Genomic DNA, 12,013 nt, shown 5'->3' with positions numbered 1-12,013 from the left:
GTATTTTGGGTATTTTGGGTATTTTGGGTATTTTGGGTATTTTGGGTATTTTGGGTATTTTGGGGATTTCGAGGATTTTGGGGATTTTGGGGATTTCGAGGATTTTGGGCGATCGCCACAGATTGATTTAACTTTGTCAGGTTCTGTAATATTATGTAATAGACTTTTAATAATTAACTCCCCGACCGTCCGTACTATGAGTGAGCCAGCCACTGAAGTCAAATCCCCAGACCGATATGAATGTAACGCCTGCGGTTACGTCTATGAACCCTCCAAAGGCAGTTCTACAGGCAATATTCCCCCAGGTACTGAATTTGAAGATCTGCCAGCTAGGTGGCGTTGTCCCGTTTGCGGTGCGCCCCGTAGCCAATTTAGGAATATTGGCTCCTCCTCCGGTCCGTCTGGATTTGAGGAGAATCTCGGGTTTGGTCTGGGAGTCAATACCCTAACCTCTCAACAGAAAAGTCTTCTCATTTTTGGCGGGCTGGCTTTGGCATTTCTGTTTTTTATTAGTTTGTATGGTTTACGTTAAGGGATTTAACCAGATTGAATCAAATGCAGTTCCCTAAATTTTTGAAAAAATTGGCGATTTTGATAGCTGTGGCTTTGTTCTGTGCAAGTTGTGACTATCTGCCAGATGTTAGCTATAATCCTTGGGAATTAGTCCCGGTGGCTACAGATGCCAAGTTATTTGATATCGATTTTGTCGATAACTCCGATCATGGTTGGATTGTCGGTAGCAATGCCACTTTGTTAGAAACTTACGATGGGGGTAAGACCTGGGAAACTAAACAGCTAGATCTCGATGAACCTAATCTTCTGCTGACCTCTGTTAGCTTTAGTGGCTCGGAGGGATGGATTGTCGGTGAGCCTTCTGTACTTCTCCATAGCACTGATGGCGGTAAGTCCTGGACTCGCATCGCCCTCAGCAATAAACTCCCCGGCGCTCCTAATAATATTGTCGCCCTCGGACCTAGTGCGGCGGAAATGACTACTAATGTCGGAGCCATCTATCAAACTAAAGATGGCGGTAAAACTTGGCAAGCTATGGTAGAAGATGCTGTGGGGGTGATTCGCAGCTTGTCTCGCTCGGAACAAGGCGAATATGTTACCGTTTCGGCTAAGGGTAATTTTTACTCGACTTGGGAACCGGGACAGACCTCTTGGACTCCCCACATTCGCTATAGTTCTAAACGCCTAGAAAAAATTGGCTTTGGTCAGGATAACCGCCTGTGGATGTTAGCGCGCGGCGGTGAAATCCGATTTAGCGATCCTAATGATCCTGAAGAGTGGAGTGATCCTATTAAGCCAGAGTTTTCCACCAGTTGGGGATTACTCGATTTGGCTTATCGTACCCCAGAGGAGATTTGGGTCGCTGGCGGTAGTGGAAACCTTCTCTGTAGTTTTGATGGGGGTGAAGCCTGGCAAAAAGATAGGGAAGTTGAAGATATTCCCTCGAATTTTTACCGCATTGAGTTTATCAGTCCTGAACGGGGATTTATACTCGGTCAACGGGGAACATTACTTAGATACACCGGAAACACCTCAGCATCTAGTTGAGAGCAAAACCAGCCTTTAAAAAATGTTGGTAAAATTGGCTTGTTATCAGTGACTCTCTACCCTATTATAATATGATTGAGAGTCTGTAAGTTGTGGATTTGTTAACAGGAGAGACTTAAATGGCAGGTACTACTGGTGAGCGTCCGTTTGGTGACATTATTACAAGTGTCCGTTATTGGGTGATTCATAGTCTGACAATTCCGGCTTTGTTTATTGCTGGATGGTTATTTGTCAGCACCGGATTGGCTTATGATGCTTTTGGTACACCTCGCCCTAATGAGTATTTTACTCAAGAGCGCCAGGAACTACCGATTATCACTGAACGCCAAGATAGCAAGACACAAATTGATCAATTTATTGGTAAGTAGATCCAGGAGAACTTAAAAACATGACGAATGCAAATCAAAACCAACCGATAACTTATCCGATTTTTACGGTTCGCTGGTTGGCTGTACACACCCTGGCTGTTCCTACAGTTTTCTTCCTGGGTGCGATCGCCGCTATGCAGTTTATTCAACGATAGGAGACATACATGGATCGTAGTCGTAACCCCAATAAGCAGCCTGTTGAACTGAACAGAACCTCTCTGTATCTGGGCTTGCTGTTGATTTTTGTCCTGGGTATCCTGTTTTCTAGTTATTTCTTTAACTAACTAGAAGTACCATTATACCTTGGAGATATTTACCCTTTTCCCCAGTAATTTCAATTTTGAATAGAGAGGTATAAAGCTGTGTCTGGAGATGCTAAACTTCCCCTTTGGTTAATCGCCACGGTAGCCGGAACTGGTGTTCTGGTTGTGGTTGGTCTGTTTTTCTATGGGGCTTACGTCGGTGTTGGTTCTGCACTCTAATTTAAGAACCATAAAATCTGAGTGTTAATACTCAAGTGTTGATAATATCCCACTCGTTTTGGGTGGGATTTTTATTGAATTAAGCACAGGATTTGCTCATCAATTTATGAACATAATTACTGGAATTGGGCTATTAGCGGGGATGCTGACGACTATTGCATTTCTTCCCCAAGCAATTAAGACCTGGAAAACTAAATCGACCCGTGATGTCTCCCTGGGAATGTTCGTAATTTTCTGTACCGGGGTATTTTTATGGATTGTATATGGAACGCTGATTAAAGATCTACCGATTATCCTAACTAATGTGGCGACTTTGGTATTGGCTTCGACTATTTTGTGGTTTAAGTTAAAATATCACTAATCTGGATATGCTAAATCTGATCACCCTAATTTTTATACTGTGACTGTTACCCAATTCGCGCGCGAACGTTTATTATTTACTCCAGCTACACCGGAAACTAATGCGGTTCCGGTGATTTTGGCTTTCCCCAATGAATACAGTGTGGGAATTACTAGCCTAGGTTATCAGATAGTATGGGCGACTTTAGCACTTCGTCAAGATGTACAAGTTAGCCGCCTGTTTACGGATCTGAGTGAACCTCTACCAAATAACCCAGAATTATTAGGGTTTTCTCTGTCGTGGGAATTAGACTACAGTAACATTTTACAGCAGTTGGAAGATTTAGGGCTACCAAGACGATCGCACTCGCGCGATAATCAACAACCCCTAGTTTTTGGCGGCGGACCTGTCCTCACGGCTAACCCAGAACCCTTTGCTGATTTTTTTGATGTGATTTTACTGGGAGATGGTGAAGATTTAATACCTAATTTTATCAGCGCCTATCAACAGGTTAGACAAGCCGACCGACAGACTAAATTACGCCACTTAGCACAACTTCCGGGAGTTTATATCCCTAGTTTATATGAGGTGAAATATCACAGTGCTGATGGGGCGATCGCTTCTATTAAACCTATTGATAGTGATATTCCCCCCCAGGTGCAAAAACAAACCTATCGCGGAAATACTCTATCAGCTTCCACCGTAGTCACGGAATTGGCGGCTTGGGAAAATATCTATATGGTGGAAGTGGTTCGCAGTTGTCCCGAAATGTGCCGTTTTTGTTTGGCTAGTTATTTGACTTTACCTTTCCGGACGGCGAATCTTGAATCATCTTTAATTCCGGCAATTAATCGGGGTTTAACTGTCACTAAAAGGCTGGGTTTATTGGGGGCTTCGGTGACTCAACATCCCGAATTTAACGAATTGTTGGATTATCTGAGTCAGCCAGAATATGATGATGTGAGATTGAGTTTGGCTTCAGTTCGCACCAATACGGTGACGGTGAAACTAGCGGCTACTTTGGCGAAACGGGATACTCGTAGTATTACTATAGCGGTGGAAAGTGGTAGTGATCGCCTCCGTAAAATCATCAATAAAAAACTAGATAATGATGAAATTATCCAAGCTGCTATTAATGCCAAAGCCGGAGGCTTAAAAAGCCTTAAACTCTATGGTATGGTGGGGATTCCGGGGGAGGAATCAGAGGATTTAGATGCCACAGTTGCTATGATGCAGGAGATTAAAAAAGCCGCCCCTGGTTTACGTCTCACCCTCGGTTGTAGTACCTTTGTCCCGAAATCTCACACTCCTTTTCAGTGGTTTGGAGTTAATCCAGCAGCCGAAAAAAGATTAAAGTTTTTAGAGAAAAAACTGCGCTCGAATGGGATGGATTTTCGCCCGGAAAGTTATCGATGGTCGGTAATTCAGGCTTTAATTTCCCGAGGCGATCGCCGTTTATCTTATCTCTTGGAAAAAGTCCGCCATTATGGGGACAGTCCCGGAAGTTATCGGCGAGGGTTTAAGGAATTACGCGGACAGCTTCCCCCAATAGATTTTTATGTTAATCAAGACTGGGAATTAAACCAGGTTCTCCCCTGGAGTCACCTCCAAGGACCTCTACCAGAAACAACTCTTAAAAAGCACCTCAATGATTCTCAAATTTGGGCTAGAGACAAGTTATCTCAGGCGACAAAAAACTGAGAAATATCTTCTCCACACTCATCGGCTAAGTAGAAAAGGGCACGAAATCGCATCGCCACAACTTCCTCATAAAAAGGGTTTAATTTGCAGAGGGGGGGAATTTGTAAAACTGTACGCCCAAACATTTTGATAGTGCGTTCAAAGGGGCATTGTGCGGGGATTAAATTGCAGATTAACCGGGCTGTTTTGGGATTTTTGACTTGAATATCGAGCCGGGTTTTGATGGGTTTTAAGATGAAATTTGGCTGGGTATTTAAGTTGAGTTGATTCATATCTCCTATGGCTCCTCCTCGGTTGCTATAGATTTAATTTAGCAAGGCGATCGCTATAACGCCAGGGTTTACTTATATAAATTTTTGATTATGATTATCAAAATTTATACATATCCCGCCGAGGAAGTAGCCACCGCCTGAAACCTCTTACCTAACAGGGTTTGGTGTTACCCGGTTGGGTGGGTGGTTATTTTCTATCAGCAAAGTAGGTTTGGAACATCTCCAGAGCTACCGGAGCCGCCGCCTTAGAGCCAAAACCGCCATTTTCCACGACTACAGCAATGGCAATTTCTGCTTGATCCGCAGCACCAAAAGCCACATAAACCGAGTGCGATCGCTGTCCCCAAACCTCAGAAGTTCCCGTTTTTCCGCCAGTTAAAGGGATACTACCACCATTCATTACCTGAGCGGTTCCATACTGGACCGTAGCAACTAACCCCTCTCGAATTTTTTTAATCGCATCAGGAGCCAATCCCGTGGGTACAGGTTGGGTAGCGGGAGTATTAGTCATCGAAGAGAGTAAATGGGGTTTAACTCGCTGTCCACCATTGGCGATCGCCGATACCATCACCGCCAACTCCAGAGGGGTAGCTAGTACCGACCCTTGACCAATAGACATCGTGACAGTATCCCCCAAATACCAGGGTTCCCCAAAGATTTTTTCCTTGTCTTCCGGCGTAGGAACCCATCCACTAGATCCCTCCGTTAACCCCAACAATGTTAAATCCGTAGTACCAATCCCGAAATTTCTAGCCCATTTAGCCATGGTTTCCGGGCCAATGGCCATCCCCAGGCGATAGAAAAAGGTATTACTACTAAAGGCTAAAGCATCCCGAAACCCAATTATCCCAAGCCCGCCACTATGTTCTTTAAAGGCAATCCCACCAATAGTAATTGAATCTGAGGTCGCAATTACCGAACCTGGACTAAAATGGCCAGAAGCCATACCAGCAGCAGCCGAAACAATCTTAAATGTACTTCCGGGGGGATATCCCTGTAAGGCGCGATTCAGAAACGGATGGTCTAACCCTTGGAGTTCTTCCCATTGTTGGGGGGTAATGGGGCGAGTAAATAAATTAGGGTCAAATCGTGGACTACTCGCCATTGCTAACACTTCCCCAGTTTTCACATTCAGGGCTACTGCTGCTCCCCGTCGCTGTCCCAGAGCCTGTTCCGCCACTCTCTGCAGATTGATATCTATGGTTAGTTGTACGTCTGTACCCCCTTGAGAGGATTTCTCACCAAAGATCCGCAGTTCCTCGTTTTTGGCATTCACTTCCACCAAGCGAGCGCCCCACACTCCCACTAAATCTTTATTGGCTAAGGCTTCAATCCCCAACTGTCCTACTACCATGCCCATTGGCCAATCGGGGTTAGCTTTTAATTCTTGTAGGTTGGCTTCCCCAATGTAGCCAACTACTTGAGCTGCTAAATTACCGTGGGGATAGTGGCGACTCGACTCCATCCTAATTTCCACCCCGGACATCTTCTCGGCATTTTCCGCTAACCAGATAAAGGCTTCTGGAGTCAGATGATTGCTAATGCGGACTGAGGTGGCGGATTGGTAGCCGATGCGTTCTAGTTCGTTTAAAATGCTGTGTGCTGGTACATCGAGTAACTCACTCAGTTGGTTAGCCGCTTGTTTCCACTGTTCTGGGGTCTTTTCCCTTGGCCAGAAAAAAACCCCCCGCACTTGGTGGTTATCGGCTATGGCTGTACCATTGCGATCGAGAATTCGACCCCGATTTGAGGGGACTGGAATCAGCCGGATACGGTTGTCTTCCGCTCTCAGTCGGTTTTCTGCTCCCTTCACCAGTTGCAGTTGTACCAGCCGATGAACCTGCAAACCTATCAATCCTGTGGCTACCAGCATTAATAGTAAAACACGATACAGCGGTCGCGGCGCTTCCTTGCGGACAGTCGGGCGATCGCTACTAGTAAAATGGACCCTAGGGTTAAAAGACAGTTGACGCACCATAGACCTTGAAATAAATCTCTGATACAACATACTATTTTTTGGGCAAGTTAGTACCTATTCCCCAAGACACCAAGCCACAATTAACCCCACAAATGCTAACCCAGTCCAATTCGGTAGGTGTAGCCAATTAAGAAAGCTCAGAGGGTCTAGCCAAAATGTCTCTGTTAGCAGAATGCTCAGAATTAGCGCGATCCAGGTAAGTAGTACAGCCATAGCTTAGATCCTGAGTGCATATCTAGGATATCTGTTGACTAGATTTTAACATTAGCATGGATCTCGGCTTCCTGAGTCGGTCTCTACTCCGGCTATGCTATTTTTTTTTAAACTACTAAGGTTATATCATCTAACAGCTTTTGTGTGCCGATAAATTGCTTGACATCTTTAGCTACCCTTTCACAAATACTATCAACTGACTCGTGGCGGTTTGGTTTTCCTGAAGCACTCCACAAAGTCCGCTCCATACCATACATTTCCTGTTGCTCATTAACGGCTTCCGGGATACCATCGGTATATAAAACCATCACTTCTCCTGGATTGACTTTCACCTCTAGCTGATTAATAAAATCTGAGATATTTTCTTATAAACCTATCAGAAACCCTAAGTCCATTCTATCAATTTGTTCGACTTCTCCATGGTTACGAACTACAATTCAACTTTCATGCTGTCCGGTTAAATGAAATTTATCATCTGGAAATGTTAAAAAAGACAGGGTTAAATTTTTATAGTTTCTCATCGGCATACCATTACTATAAATTACCTGGTTAATTCCATTTAAAAACTTTACTTGATCGGCTTATGGTCAGGCTGATTAAGTCCGAGCTGCTGTTGGTGTCATCAGCATTAACACCTTTCTAAACCATGTCCGGTTACATCACCAATACCTACTGTTGATCTGCCATTGGACTCTAGTATTATCTCATAATAATCTCCCCCAACTTCGTCCGCTGGCTCCATAAATCCGGCTGCCTCCAAGTTAGATATTTCTGCTAATTATTCCGGTTTCGGTAAAATCATGTATGGCAGTTTTTGAGCTACTTTTAATTCGGTTTTCAGGCGAAATTTTCGGCTTTTAAACCTTGGTTTAGAGCCGCAATTTATGATAAAATTTGGCAGGTTTTTGGTTTTCATTAATGTCAATCCCCTAATTTCATAGATAATATTGCCTTGTTTTTCCACAATAATAGCTGCTCTCAGTTCTCAGGTAATACGGGGATCGCTTACTTGAATTTATAGATAATTAGACACCATATTTTCACATTGTAAGGCTCTATAATAGGGAGGATTGATAACTCTTGATAATTGATTACTTCCCCCTTGATTAATATAATTATTTAGCTGGAAAGTATGGTTTTATAAGTCTCTCACCTCCTCAAGTGAGAGTAAATATTCGGTGGTTTTGTTAAAATAAATTAGCTCGCCATTCGGTGCATAAATAGCTACTCCTACCGGAATAACGTTTAAAAATTTGGTGAGTCTATTCATTGAGGGTGGTTAAATCTTGAAATGACTGCTGTACTATCATTTCTTTGCAGATATAGGGACAGTTTCCAGTCTCCTTTGGCTACATTACTGGCGACGATATTGAGGCGGGAAATTGGCAAAGTAATCCACCTAGCTGTTATCATACCAATAATAATTGCCACAATCATCGCACCAACAGGTTTAATAGTAGTGCGAATATTAGCGTTGATTTCGGACATAAAATCTGACTCTGGTACAACTACAACAATCAGCCAATCTAAATTATACTCATCCTGTAAAGGTCTAACTTTCACAAAGTACAGATTTTCATTCAATCGCAACTCATTATTTTGGTTACTCCCTAGAGTTTTGAGGTCGCCAAATGTATTAAATAAATCTTTAGCCGTTGCTTGATTAATGGGATTATTGCTTTGGTAACCATTCATTAATTCTCGGCGTTCTTCTTCATCAATGGTCAAGGGTAATTCTCAGGTGGAAGTTGCCAAGAAAGTCCCGTCACGTTTGATAATAAATGCTTGTCCAGACTTCCCAATACTAAGGCTATGGAGAAATTCCGAAATATGATCTAGACGTAAGGTTGAAATTAATACACCTTGGAAGTTATTACTATCATCATAGACTGGATAAAGATGGCTTAAAAGTAGCGTGGGTTATAAGTAGGAGATATAAACATCACTCCAGATGGCTTGACCAGCTTCTTTGGCTGTGATATAAATGGTGTGCTTGCGTGGGTCTGCGTTCTCGACTATGGCTTGTACAGTAGTGCGATCGCTTTGGTCATTAGTATGATAATAATAGAAGCTAAAATCTGTCTCTGGTTCGATAATATTAATCATATTCTCCAAATCCTAACTCGATCGCATCCAGTTTTTTTGGGTTTATCTTAGCCGGAATTTCTAGGTATAATTCTAGGTTTTGGTAAATGCGATCGCTTACTTCTTCGATTAATTGGTTCGCTAAATCGGCGATCGCACTTTTTCCTGTGCGGAACGATAAATAACCCACCAATCCGGTCGCTCCCACTACTTGGACTACAAATGGCACAATTAAAATTGTACTAATAGAGGTATTTCCGAATAGTGTTATAATGGCTTGGTTGAACTTTTTAACCAGCATAATATTTGCAGATAAAAGATTAGGATAATCACAATTTGGCTGCAGTATATCTTCAGTATTGAATCGGTAATTTTCAAAAATAATTAACTTTAAAATACCATAAATTTTGGCAATTACCACCCTGTAAATAAACCTGGATATTGATGGTATATTTAATCAAAAATTATCATGGAAATTGAGCATAAAATCCCCCCCAAAACTGGCTTATGTAGAGGGGGAATGATAGTTTAGCTGATGGTTTGTTCCGACTCGATTTTGTCTAATAGCGCCACCACTTCTCGCTCAAACGCTACCTTAGCGCGGTTAGTTTTACCGCCAATATAAAGCCTGTCACCCTGTTGGAGTCCCCAAATTTGGGAATGAGATACATAACTCATTAATACACTAATCATCAGTAATCCAAATCCTAAATAAACAATCGGAATACCTGGATCAGCTTTAATTTGCAATCCTGTACTTCCCACCACCTCATCAACATAGAGGGTGACACCATTGATGTCAATAGACATACCCTCGCGGACTGTTGAGGCTAACTGACCATCATTGTCATAAATTAACACTGTTCCCTGTAAATCTTTCGCCAGCAGGGAGACTCCCTCACTCAAATCAGTTTTGGTGGGAACCCAAGTTCCCCAAATGCGACCTTTTCCCCCAGTGTCTAGTTGCGCCATTGGTAGTTGTAGCACCGGAGAACGATTGATCCGAACCCGCACCCCAGCAATTCCCCAATCAGCTTGATAAAAGGTGATACCATCATAACGTAGGGGTTTATTAACATGAATAGTTTGGCGATCGCGTTCTTTTCCCTCCCGGTCTACTACCGACAAATCAGAATAAAATTGATCGATAGTTCCATCTGGTGTATAATCAATCCAAAAGCGATTGACTTTAACCGCCCAATCTTGGGGCATTTTAGACTGAGAAAACGGCCCCGCATCTAGGATATTTTGAATCCCAAATAGATTCCCACTAGGGACAAGTTCTTGAGCTATAAAACCCGTCATTGAACCCACAATTGAACCCGCCAAAATAATCAACATACTAGCGTGAACTACAATGGGTCCAATCCGGCCAATTATACCTCGGCGAGCATAGAGTTTATTTCCCTCTTGAAAGACTAGATAACGACGGCTTTCTAAGGTCTGTTTGAGATGGTCTAGGGATACATTGTTTACCTCGGCACTTAAAGCCAAGTTTTTAAACTGTTTTTCCTTGTCGTAATATTGCCAACGTTGTGCCGATTTTAAGGTCGGTAACTGACGGGTGAAAGTGCAGGCTGTCAGACTAGAGCCAAAGACAATTAGGATTGATAAAAACCACCAAGTCCGGTAAACATGATCTAACCCTATAAATAGTAATACCTTCCAGGTTAAAAAGCCAAACAAAGCCGGATCTTCTGGGTAGTTAGCTTGATAAAAGGCGGCGGACTGTCCCTGTTCTATAACAGTTCCAGAGATGCTAAAAATGGCGATCGCTAACAATAAAACAATCGCTAATCGCAAATCCGCCAACACCGGAACTAATTCTTTACGGACAAATTTTCTGGGTGCTGTTCCCCAACTATAAAGTTTAGAGAAAACCACATCTTTAGCAGTCATAATTAAATCAAGATTTTACAAAAGTTAACTAGGCGATCGGAGCCAGTCGGTACAACAGAGAAAACACCCCAAACCCTACCAGCAAAACACCACTAGCGGGAGTAATCCAACCCGACCACTGACGCAAAGCCAGCAACCTTTTAATAGTAGCCGTAAATGTACCCGCCAAAATCAAGGGAGCCACATAACCCACAGCGTAAGACAGCAGCAACGCCCCCCCCAGAAGGACATCGCCAGTGGTAGAAACCCAAGCCAGAATCGTCGCTAACACCGGGGTACTACAGGGAGAAGCCACCAAACCAAAAGTTAACCCCAACAGATAAGAACGCGCAGAATGGGGGAGCTTTTCAGGAATCCACCCCATGGTATCAAAAGCCGGAAGTTGCAGGGGTAAGGCTTCTAAAAGGTTCAATCCCATCAAAATGGCGATCGCACTCACCACAATCGGTAAACCCCAGCCAATCTGACCATAAACTTGTCCCACCAGAGACGCAAAAACCCCCAATCCCGCTAAAGTAGTTGCTAGTCCCAAAGCAAACCAGGTAGACTGAATAGCTGCTGTGGTGCGATTTTGGTTTTCATATCCACCAATATAGCCAATCGTAATCGGTAACATAGACAGCATACAGGGGGTCAGACTGGTTAGCAAACCAGCAGCCAACAGGATGAGAATGCTTGGCCATCCCACATGGGTTAGTTGTTCGCGCACTAGGGTATTAGCAAATTGTGCAATTTCATAGAGTTGTGTTTGTAGGGTTTCGCTCATGAGATCAAATTGATGAGTTTGGGAACTATCAAAAATTGTAACGTTTTTTTAGCCAGTCCAGATCTCAAATCCAACTCCTACAGATCGCACAGCCACCGAGAAATAGATGCTACTTGATTTTCTCGATTCAGATTAGCGGCATTATTGAGCGTCCCATTTTCTAGTTGCTCCCCAATTTCCCAAGAAGGTATAAGGAGAATATCCCACTTGATATAATGCTTGTCGAATCCGATTTAGTGATGCTTGTGCTGTTTGACAATGTTCATCAGCTCCCGCTGGTTCTATGGCTCCTTTCAGTTCACCTAAAGCTAGGATAGATTGTACATTATTAATTCCCATTAGTTCGGAT

19 protein-coding genes and 1 pseudogene are annotated in these 12,013 nt (G+C 43.1%); 8 read left to right on the top strand and 12 right to left on the bottom strand.

The genetic code is table 11. The annotated features are described in order from the left end of the window. The first annotated feature begins 196 nt into the window (after window positions 1-196). The 8 genes from P5674_RS03055 to P5674_RS03020 all read left to right on the top strand — a co-directional run bounded on the left by P5674_RS03055 (window position 197) and on the right by P5674_RS03020 (window position 4,451). Complete coding sequence (locus tag P5674_RS03055; RefSeq protein ID WP_035759049.1) at window positions 197-532, top strand: rubredoxin; 336 nt, start codon at window positions 197-199, stop codon at window positions 530-532. Between the two features lie 23 nt (window positions 533-555). Beyond that, entirely contained in the window at window positions 556-1,560 is a 1,005-nt protein-coding gene (locus P5674_RS03050) for a photosynthesis system II assembly factor Ycf48 (protein WP_006670545.1), read from the top strand. 119 nt (window positions 1,561-1,679) lie between these two features. Beyond that, window positions 1,680-1,928 carry a cytochrome b559 subunit alpha gene (gene psbE, locus P5674_RS03045; protein WP_006623155.1) on the top strand — a complete coding sequence of 83 codons (249 nt, stop codon included), beginning with the start codon at window positions 1,680-1,682 and terminating at the stop codon, window positions 1,926-1,928. A gap of 20 nt (window positions 1,929-1,948) precedes the next feature. Further along, window positions 1,949-2,083, top strand: a complete 135-nt coding sequence (gene psbF, locus P5674_RS03040) for a cytochrome b559 subunit beta (RefSeq protein ID WP_006616834.1) — start codon at window positions 1,949-1,951, stop codon at window positions 2,081-2,083. Between the two features lie 9 nt (window positions 2,084-2,092). Next, window positions 2,093-2,212 (top strand): photosystem II reaction center protein L, encoded by a 120-nt coding sequence (locus P5674_RS03035; protein WP_006616835.1) that lies wholly within the window; start codon window positions 2,093-2,095, stop codon window positions 2,210-2,212. 78 nt (window positions 2,213-2,290) lie between these two features. Then, entirely contained in the window at window positions 2,291-2,410 is a 120-nt protein-coding gene (locus P5674_RS03030) for a photosystem II reaction center protein J (RefSeq protein WP_006616836.1), read from the top strand. 106 nt (window positions 2,411-2,516) lie between these two features. After that, on the top strand, window positions 2,517-2,771 hold the full coding sequence (locus P5674_RS03025; protein ID WP_035737656.1) for a SemiSWEET transporter: 255 nt from the start codon (window positions 2,517-2,519) through the stop codon (window positions 2,769-2,771). A gap of 39 nt (window positions 2,772-2,810) precedes the next feature. Beyond that, the gene (locus P5674_RS03020) at window positions 2,811-4,451 is read left to right on the top strand and encodes a B12-binding domain-containing radical SAM protein (RefSeq protein WP_014274361.1); all 1,641 of its coding nucleotides are present in this window, start codon (window positions 2,811-2,813) and stop codon (window positions 4,449-4,451) included. Here the strand turns inward: P5674_RS03020 and P5674_RS03015 are convergent. From P5674_RS03015 to P5674_RS02970, 12 genes and pseudogenes are all read right to left on the bottom strand, one after another. After that, window positions 4,433-4,723, bottom strand: coding sequence for a Mo-dependent nitrogenase C-terminal domain-containing protein (locus tag P5674_RS03015; RefSeq protein ID WP_006616839.1), 291 nt, complete (start codon window positions 4,721-4,723; stop codon window positions 4,433-4,435). The two genes, P5674_RS03020 and P5674_RS03015, sit on opposite strands and share 19 nt — an antisense overlap. 187 nt (window positions 4,724-4,910) lie before the next feature. Then, window positions 4,911-6,701 (bottom strand): penicillin-binding protein 2, encoded by a 1,791-nt coding sequence (gene mrdA, locus P5674_RS03010; protein WP_014274360.1) that lies wholly within the window; start codon window positions 6,699-6,701, stop codon window positions 4,911-4,913. A gap of 54 nt (window positions 6,702-6,755) precedes the next feature. Further along, entirely contained in the window at window positions 6,756-6,914 is a 159-nt protein-coding gene (locus tag P5674_RS03005; RefSeq protein WP_014274359.1) for a hypothetical protein, read from the bottom strand. A gap of 107 nt (window positions 6,915-7,021) precedes the next feature. Beyond that, the gene (locus tag P5674_RS03000; RefSeq protein ID WP_234933587.1) at window positions 7,022-7,246 is read right to left on the bottom strand and encodes a PP2C family protein-serine/threonine phosphatase; all 225 of its coding nucleotides are present in this window, start codon (window positions 7,244-7,246) and stop codon (window positions 7,022-7,024) included. A 934-nt stretch (window positions 7,247-8,180) separates the two neighbouring features. Further along, the gene (locus tag P5674_RS02995; protein WP_006619571.1) at window positions 8,181-8,642 is read right to left on the bottom strand and encodes a HAMP domain-containing protein; all 462 of its coding nucleotides are present in this window, start codon (window positions 8,640-8,642) and stop codon (window positions 8,181-8,183) included. Between the two features lie 9 nt (window positions 8,643-8,651). Then, window positions 8,652-8,798 (bottom strand): annotated as a pseudogene (locus P5674_RS26530) (cache domain-containing protein); the annotation flags it as partial. Between the two features lie 36 nt (window positions 8,799-8,834). Then, window positions 8,835-9,020, bottom strand: a complete 186-nt coding sequence (locus tag P5674_RS02990) for a hypothetical protein (protein WP_006619572.1) — start codon at window positions 9,018-9,020, stop codon at window positions 8,835-8,837. Further along, window positions 9,013-9,300, bottom strand: coding sequence for a histidine kinase (locus P5674_RS02985; RefSeq protein WP_231852087.1), 288 nt, complete (start codon window positions 9,298-9,300; stop codon window positions 9,013-9,015). Before P5674_RS02985 ends, P5674_RS02990 begins: the two co-directional genes overlap by 8 nt. Window positions 9,301-9,527: 227 nt before the next feature. Further along, window positions 9,528-10,898 carry a cytochrome c biogenesis protein gene (locus P5674_RS02980; RefSeq protein WP_006619574.1) on the bottom strand — a complete coding sequence of 457 codons (1,371 nt, stop codon included), beginning with the start codon at window positions 10,896-10,898 and terminating at the stop codon, window positions 9,528-9,530. Window positions 10,899-10,926: 28 nt separating this feature from the next. Further along, window positions 10,927-11,664 carry a cytochrome c biogenesis protein CcdA gene (locus P5674_RS02975; RefSeq protein WP_006619575.1) on the bottom strand — a complete coding sequence of 246 codons (738 nt, stop codon included), beginning with the start codon at window positions 11,662-11,664 and terminating at the stop codon, window positions 10,927-10,929. A 77-nt stretch (window positions 11,665-11,741) separates the two neighbouring features. After that, the gene (locus P5674_RS26525; protein WP_353912490.1) at window positions 11,742-11,840 is read right to left on the bottom strand and encodes an AvaI/BsoBI family type II restriction endonuclease; all 99 of its coding nucleotides are present in this window, start codon (window positions 11,838-11,840) and stop codon (window positions 11,742-11,744) included. Continuing rightward, window positions 11,806-12,003 carry an AvaI/BsoBI family type II restriction endonuclease gene (locus tag P5674_RS02970; RefSeq protein WP_006619576.1) on the bottom strand — a complete coding sequence of 66 codons (198 nt, stop codon included), beginning with the start codon at window positions 12,001-12,003 and terminating at the stop codon, window positions 11,806-11,808. Before P5674_RS02970 ends, P5674_RS26525 begins: the two co-directional genes overlap by 35 nt. Window positions 12,004-12,013 lie beyond the last annotated feature (10 nt).

This window comes from Limnospira sp. PMC 289.06, assembly GCF_032350395.1.
GTDB lineage: Bacteria > Cyanobacteriota > Cyanobacteriia > Cyanobacteriales > Microcoleaceae > Limnospira > Limnospira platensis.
The sequence above is the reverse complement of the archived record's forward strand: the minus strand, read 5'-3'. Positions and strand labels throughout refer to the sequence as shown.